The organism is Bacteroidales bacterium, assembly GCA_017521245.1.
Classification (GTDB): domain Bacteria; phylum Bacteroidota; class Bacteroidia; order Bacteroidales; family G3-4614; genus Caccoplasma_A.
On sequence record JAFXDI010000015.1, the window covers coordinates 24,979 to 31,829 of the forward strand.

General features: G+C 39.8%; 6 protein-coding genes. All 6 read left to right on the forward strand.

The features are described 5' to 3' along the window. Positions 1 to 6: 6 nt before the first annotated feature. Positions 7 to 966, forward strand: coding sequence for a signal recognition particle-docking protein FtsY (gene ftsY / locus IKK64_03370; GenBank protein MBR4119100.1), 960 nt, complete (start codon positions 7 to 9; stop codon positions 964 to 966). Positions 967 to 971: 5 nt separating this feature from the next. Beyond that, positions 972 to 2,267: a 30S ribosomal protein S12 methylthiotransferase RimO gene (gene rimO / locus IKK64_03375; GenBank protein ID MBR4119101.1), complete on the forward strand. Its 1,296-nt coding sequence runs from the start codon at positions 972 to 974 to the stop codon at positions 2,265 to 2,267. Positions 2,268 to 2,273: 6 nt separating this feature from the next. Continuing rightward, on the forward strand, positions 2,274 to 3,320 hold the full coding sequence (locus IKK64_03380; protein ID MBR4119102.1) for a chorismate-binding protein: 1,047 nt from the start codon (positions 2,274 to 2,276) through the stop codon (positions 3,318 to 3,320). 7 nt (positions 3,321 to 3,327) lie between these two features. Continuing rightward, the gene (gene menD, locus IKK64_03385) at positions 3,328 to 4,998 is read left to right on the forward strand and encodes a 2-succinyl-5-enolpyruvyl-6-hydroxy-3-cyclohexene-1-carboxylic-acid synthase (protein MBR4119103.1); all 1,671 of its coding nucleotides are present in this window, start codon (positions 3,328 to 3,330) and stop codon (positions 4,996 to 4,998) included. A gap of 5 nt (positions 4,999 to 5,003) precedes the next feature. Then, on the forward strand, positions 5,004 to 5,825 hold the full coding sequence (menB, locus tag IKK64_03390) for a 1,4-dihydroxy-2-naphthoyl-CoA synthase (GenBank protein MBR4119104.1): 822 nt from the start codon (positions 5,004 to 5,006) through the stop codon (positions 5,823 to 5,825). Beyond that, the coding region (locus tag IKK64_03395; protein MBR4119105.1) for an o-succinylbenzoate synthase at positions 5,825 to 6,851 on the forward strand (1,027 nt) is incomplete at its 3' end. The genes menB and IKK64_03395, both read left to right, overlap by 1 nt.

Below are 6,851 nucleotides of genomic sequence, written 5' to 3' on the forward strand. Positions count from 1 at the left end.
TAGAGTATGGGATTTTTTGATTTCTTCTCTAAAAAAGAGAAAGAGACATTAGACAAAGGTTTAGAGAAGACCAAGACAGGAGTCTTTTCAAAACTTGCACATATAGTAGCAGGAAGAAGCAAAGTAGATGATGATTTGCTTGATGATTTGGAAGAGGTGCTAATTACGTCAGATGTAGGAATCGAAACAACACTACGTATAATTGAGCGTATTCAGCAACGTGTTGCACGAGATAAATATCTCTCATCATCAGAGTTGCAAACTATTTTGCGTGAAGAGATAGTTGCTCTTTTAACAGAAAACTCTACAACCGATGGTAACGGATTTGATACACCAACAGATCGTCATCCCTATGTTATAATGGTAGTAGGAGTAAACGGAGTAGGAAAAACAACTACCATAGGAAAACTCGCATATCAATTCAAAAAAGCAGGAAAGAAAGTATATCTTGGTGCTGCCGATACATTCCGAGCGGCTGCAGTTGAGCAGTTAGATATTTGGGGTGAGCGAGTTGGAGTTCCAGTAATCAAACAACAGATGGGCAGCGATCCTGCATCAGTAGCATTTGATACACTCTCTTCGGCAAAAGCAAACGATGCCGATGTCGTAATCATCGATACAGCAGGGCGTCTTCATAACAAAGTAGGATTGATGAACGAGTTAGCAAAAATCCGAAGAGTTATGGATAAAGTTGTTCCCGGTGCTCCTGATGAGATATTGCTTGTATTGGATGGCTCAACAGGACAAAATGCCTTTGAGCAAGCAAAACAATTTATGGCAGCCACTGAAATCAACGCACTTGCAGTAACAAAACTTGATGGAACAGCAAAAGGAGGAGTTGTAATAGGAATATCTGACCAATTTAAAATACCTGTAAAATATATAGGATTAGGCGAGGGCATTGAGGATTTACAACCATTCAACCGTAAAGAGTTTGTAGATTCATTGTTTAGCGAAAAAGAGTAAAAGATATGCAAAAAAATCGCATTGATATAATAACACTTGGATGTTCAAAGAACCTTGTAGATTCCGAGAAACTAATTAGACAGTTTAAGGAGTTGGGTTATGAAGTATATCACGATTCCGATAATGTAAAAGGAGAGATAGTTATTATAAATACATGCGGTTTCATTGGCGATGCAAAAGAGGAGTCAATAAATATGATACTCAACTTCTGCCAAGCCAAAAAAGCGAGAAAGATAAAACGCCTCTATGTTATGGGGTGTCTGTCGCAACGCTATGCTTCAGAACTTATTGAAGAGATACCCGAAGTGGATGGTTTCTTTGGTAAATTCGATTGGGAGAATATAGTAAAAGAGGTAGGCGGAGAGTATAATCAATCACTCGCTAATAGCAGGGTATTAACAACGCCATCACACTATGCCTATCTAAAAATAGGAGAAGGGTGTAACCGCACATGTGCCTATTGTGCAATACCCATTATCACAGGAAAATATAAATCTCGCCCAATAGAAGATTTGGTTGAAGAGGCTCAAGGTCTCGCAGCAATGGGGGTAAAAGAGTTGCAACTCATAGCCCAAGACCTTACATATTACGGATTAGATATCTATAAATCATACCAACTTCCCAAACTCGTTGAGGAGTTGTCAAAAGTAGAGGGGGTAGAGTGGATACGCCTGCACTATGCCTACCCAGCGCACTTTCCATACGAACTGTTGCCGGTAATGGCACAAAACAGCAAGGTGTGTAAATACCTTGATATAGCATTACAGCACATCAGTGACAATATGCTCACTCGTATGCATCGTAATGTAACAAAACAACAAACTTACCAACTTATAGAACGCATACGCAAAGAGGTTCCCGGCATACACTTGCGAACAACACTTATGGTAGGTTTCCCGGGTGAAACCGAAGAGGATTTTGCAGAACTCATGGAGTTTGTGAAATATGCCAGATTTGAACGTATGGGAGCATTCACTTATTCCGAAGAGGAGGGGACATACTCTGCTGAGAACTATACCGATGACATTCCTGAAGAGGTTAAACAAAAACGTTTAGATACTCTTATGGCTCTGCAGGCCGAGATCTCTGCCGAGATAAATGCACAAAAAGAGGGAGAAGAGTTAAGAGTGATAATTGACCGAGAGGAGGCAGACTACTATATAGGTCGCACACAATTTGATTCTCCAGAGGTAGATCCCGAAGTGTTGATATCAAAAGATAAAACACTAAACATAGGAGAGTTTTATACCGTAAAAATCACATCATCTTCAAACTACGAACTATTTGGTTCGGTAAAGTAAATTGCCATGACAAGGCAGGTTGAAATAGAGGAGGCGATAAGATTGGCAATAGAGAACAATTTGCCATTCTATGCCTATCGCAATCCCAATGAAGAGATAGAATTTGGCCTTCAACTATCAACATTAACAGAGCGTAAAACAGGAGAAAAAGGTTTTGTAATATACCCCTTTGTTGAAACTCCTCAAACTCCTGTACTATTTATAAAACAGGAGTATTCTCTAAACAACTTTCCAGTAGATATTCAAAAACGGGAGGTAAATTACCCAAACGAGAATACCGAGATAGACTTCACGCAATATAAAAAATCAGCATCACAACTTATAGCAGATATGGAGCAAGATAGTTACCAAAAGGCGGTACTATCACGCACCATAGGTTATGAAGTTAGAGCAAGAGAAAAATCTGCAGAGTGGTTTTTGACGTTATGCGAATGCTATCCCAATGCCTATATATACATATTTTCTGTACCACAAATAGCAACATGGATAGGAGCAACTCCCGAAAAACTCTTAGAGTATGACGGAGAGAGTGTAACAACAATGGCATTGGCAGCAACTCGCCGGGCAGATGAAAACAGATCTTTTACCCCTAAAGAGGAGCGAGAACAACAGATAGTAGCAGATTATATAATAGATAAATTCTCGGGAGCAGGAGTGCAACCAGAAGTGTCTCCACGTTTTGTGAAAACTGCTGGGCCTGTTGAGCATCTGTGCAATATAATATCGGCAACGGATGTTGATATAGATAGAGCAGAGCAATTAATAAATCTTCTTCATCCAACCCCTGCGGTAGCAGGAACACCTCTTAAAAAGGCATTACAGGTAATCTATGAGGCAGAAAAACGCCCAAGAAGATACTATTCCGGATATTTAGGAGGGGTAAAAGAGAACAACACATTCAGTTTATTTGTAAATTTGCGAAGTATGGAGATATTTCCAAACCGAGTTCAACTATATGTAGGTGGAGGCTTAACCTCTCAATCGCAAGTTGAGGCGGAGTGGAACGAAACAGAGCATAAGGCACAAACCTTGCTTAAAACCATTAAAGGCTAATTATCAAATGACAACGGATAAAAAACAGGTCAGAATCCTATTAGAGATATTAAAACAACGAGGAGTAGAGGATTTTATAATCTCTCCCGGATCTCGTAACACTCCAATAGTAATAGGTGTTGCACGAGATAAGAACTTCACATCGAGAGTTGTTATTGATGAACGCTCTGCCGCTTTCGTTGCATTGGGATTATCAGCACAAATATCAAAACCTGTTGCGTTGGTATGTACTTCGGGTACAGCGGTACTTAATTATGCCCCTGCAATAGCTGAAGCATATTACCGAAACGTTCCTCTTGTAGTTATAACAGCCGATCGAGAGCCTGAGGTAATAGATCAAAACGATAGCCAAACCATAAGACAAAACAGAGTTTATGCCAACTATATAAAGTATTCAACTACATTGCCTTGTGAAATTAGGAACGAGGCTGATGAGATAAATACAATACAACAAATAACATTAGCAATAGACAAAGCATTAACTCCTGATAGAGGTCCTGTGCATATCAATGTTCCGCTTAGAGAACCACTTGCAGGATTAGCACCCATTACTTCATTAAATATAGAAATACCACAACCAAAGATAGAACAAAAGAGTATAAGCAACAATGAACAGCAAGAGTTGATAAAAAAACTGTCACAATATAAAAAAGTTATGTTGTTGGCATCGTTTGCTGAGCCTGATGCAGAATTCAATAAATCACTATCGCAGTTGGTAAAACTACCACAAGTGGTGTTACTTACCGAGACAATATCAAATATAAACGTAGAGGGAGCAATAACCACAATAGACAGAACACTGACACAATTAACACAAGAGAATAGAGCCGATGTTGCCCCCGAATTGTTGATAACCTTTGGAGGCTCACTCGTCTCAAAAATGGTAAAAACATTTATCAGAACTCACAAACCCAAAGAGCATATACATATAAGCGAGTGTGAGTGGAAGATTGATACATTCTCGGCACTTACTTGGCAGATAGATATATCGGCTGCCAAGTTGTTAGGTTTAATAGCCGATAAGGTTACAGCAACCAACTCAAATTATAACCAAATGTGGCATGAGTTGGCGCAATCGGCAGCCGATAAAAAGAGCAAATATGTTGCATCGGTAGGGTGGAGCGATATGAAGGCATTCTCAATAATATTGCCTTCAATACCAAGAGAAACATATCTGCAACTATCAAACGGAACACCAATCCGCTATGCTCAACTATTTGATAATTACAGTTGTTTAAAATCCACATCAAACAGAGGGGTAAGCGGAATAGACGGAGCAACTTCAACAGCCATAGGTGCGGCTTGTGGAACAGATAACCCAGTATTGCTAATAACAGGAGATATGGGATTTCAATACGACTCCAACGCTCTCTCAATAGCAGACGTTCCCAATAATATAAAAATTATAGTAATGAAAAACGGAGGAGGCGGAATATTCCGTTTCCTACCCGGAACATCTGCATTACCTGAGTTAGAGAAATACTTTGAGTGTGTAGCCGATGTAAAGGTTAAACAACTTGCAGAGGCATACTCATTCGATTTCTATTCGGCAACAACCGAAGAGGAGTTGAAGAGCAAGTTGCCACAATTCTTTGCATCGCCACATAAAGCAATAATGGAGGTGGTAACGCCACGAACCGAAAACGATAAAATATTACGAAACTATTTTAAAGAGTAAACAATATGCAAACACGTTCTTGGACAACAATTAAAGAGTACGAAGATATTAAATTTGAGTACTACAATTCAATTGCGAAGATAACCATAAATCGCCCACGAGTATATAACGCATTCCGTCCACAAACCAACGATGAGATGTTAGATGCAATATCAATCTGTCGCCAGCGTGCCGATATAGGTGTTGTAATACTAACAGGAGCAGGAGATAAAGCATTCTGCTCGGGAGGAGACCAAAACGTAAAGGGAAGAGGAGGATATATAGGTGAAGACGGAGTGCCACGTTTAAACGTATTGGATTTGCATAAAGCAATCCGTTCACTACCCAAACCTGTAATAGCAATGGTAAACGGATATGCCATTGGTGGCGGTCACGTTTTGCATGTAGTGTGTGACCTCACAATAGCATCAGAGAATGCGCGATTTGGACAAACAGGTCCTAAAGTTGGAAGTTTTGACGGAGGATTTGGATCATCATACCTTGCACGATGTGTAGGACAGAAAAAGGCTCGTGAAATATGGTTCCTATGCCGTCAATACACAGCAAAAGAGGCAGAGGAGATGGGATTGGTAAATAAGGTAGTACCATTTGACCGCTTAGAGGATGAAACCGTTGAGTGGTGCGAAACAATACTACAACGCTCGCCTATGGCAATACGTATGATAAAACGAGCATTAAATGCCGAACTTGACGGACAACATGGACTTATGGAGTTAGCAGGAGATGCAACACTAATGTTCTATCTAATGGATGAGGCACAAGAGGGTAAAAACGCCTTCTTGGAGAAACGCGATCCCGACTTTAAGAAATTCCCCAAATTCCCATAATGAGGGCAGAGTATAAAAAATATAGTCTGATATTTAAGGAGGCTGCAATAACATCACGCAACACCCTTCATACAAAAGATACCTATTTCATAAAGGTGTGGGATGAAAATAATCCCACACTCTTTGGAGTGGGAGAGGCATCTCTGTTTCGAGGTTTAAGTACAGAGGATTGTCCCGAATATGAAGATAAACTTGCAGAGGTATGTAAAAACATAAACACCATTGATTTATCGCAACTGAAATCATGGAGTTCAATACTCTTTGGTCTCGAAACAGCCATACAAGATTTAAACTGCGGAGGCAAATCTCAGCTATACGATACACCATTCACTCGTGGCGAGGAGGGTATCCGTATCAACGGCCTAATATGGATGGGTAACAAAGAGCAGATGGCAGAGCGAATATCGCAAAAACTCTCACTCGGCTTTAAGTGTCTGAAATTAAAAATAGGAGGGATAGATTTTGCATCTGAAATAGACCTTATAAAATCCATTCGTAACCGTTTCCCAAAAGATATATTGGAACTACGTTTAGATGCAAACGGAGCATTCTCTCCCACAGAAACACTATCAAAATTAGAGATACTCTCAAAATTTGATATTCACTCCATAGAGCAACCAATAAAACAAGGCAACTATCAGGCAATGTCAGACGTTTGCAAAAACTCACCTATACCAATAGCATTGGATGAAGAGTTGATAGGAGTAGTTGAGAGTGAGGCAAAAATAGAGTTATTAGACACTATAAAACCACAATATATAATCCTAAAACCCTCGTTAGCAGGAGGCTTTGCAAGCAGTAATGAATGGATAACCCTTGCTTGTGAACGAGGAATAGGTTGGTGGGCAACATCCGCATTAGAGTCAAATGTTGGATTAAATGCCATTGCTCAATGGGTATCGGCAAAAAATCCAACAATGCCACAAGGATTAGGAACAGGGCAACTCTATACAAATAATATAACATCTCCTCTCTATATTGAAGGAGATAAACTATATCACTCTAAAAACCACAATTGGGATTTAA

What these genes read in the sequence shown, in the direction of transcription:
- menB (MBR4119104.1), top strand. Translation starts at nt 5,004, where the DNA reads ATGCAAACACGTTCTTGGACAACAATTAAAGAGTACGAAGATATTAAA.
- ftsY (MBR4119100.1), top strand. Translation starts at nt 7, where the DNA reads ATGGGATTTTTTGATTTCTTCTCTAAAAAAGAGAAAGAGACATTAGAC.
- rimO (MBR4119101.1), top strand. Translation starts at nt 972, where the DNA reads ATGCAAAAAAATCGCATTGATATAATAACACTTGGATGTTCAAAGAAC.
- menD (MBR4119103.1), top strand. Translation starts at nt 3,328, where the DNA reads ATGACAACGGATAAAAAACAGGTCAGAATCCTATTAGAGATATTAAAA.
- IKK64_03380 (MBR4119102.1), top strand. Translation starts at nt 2,274, where the DNA reads ATGACAAGGCAGGTTGAAATAGAGGAGGCGATAAGATTGGCAATAGAG.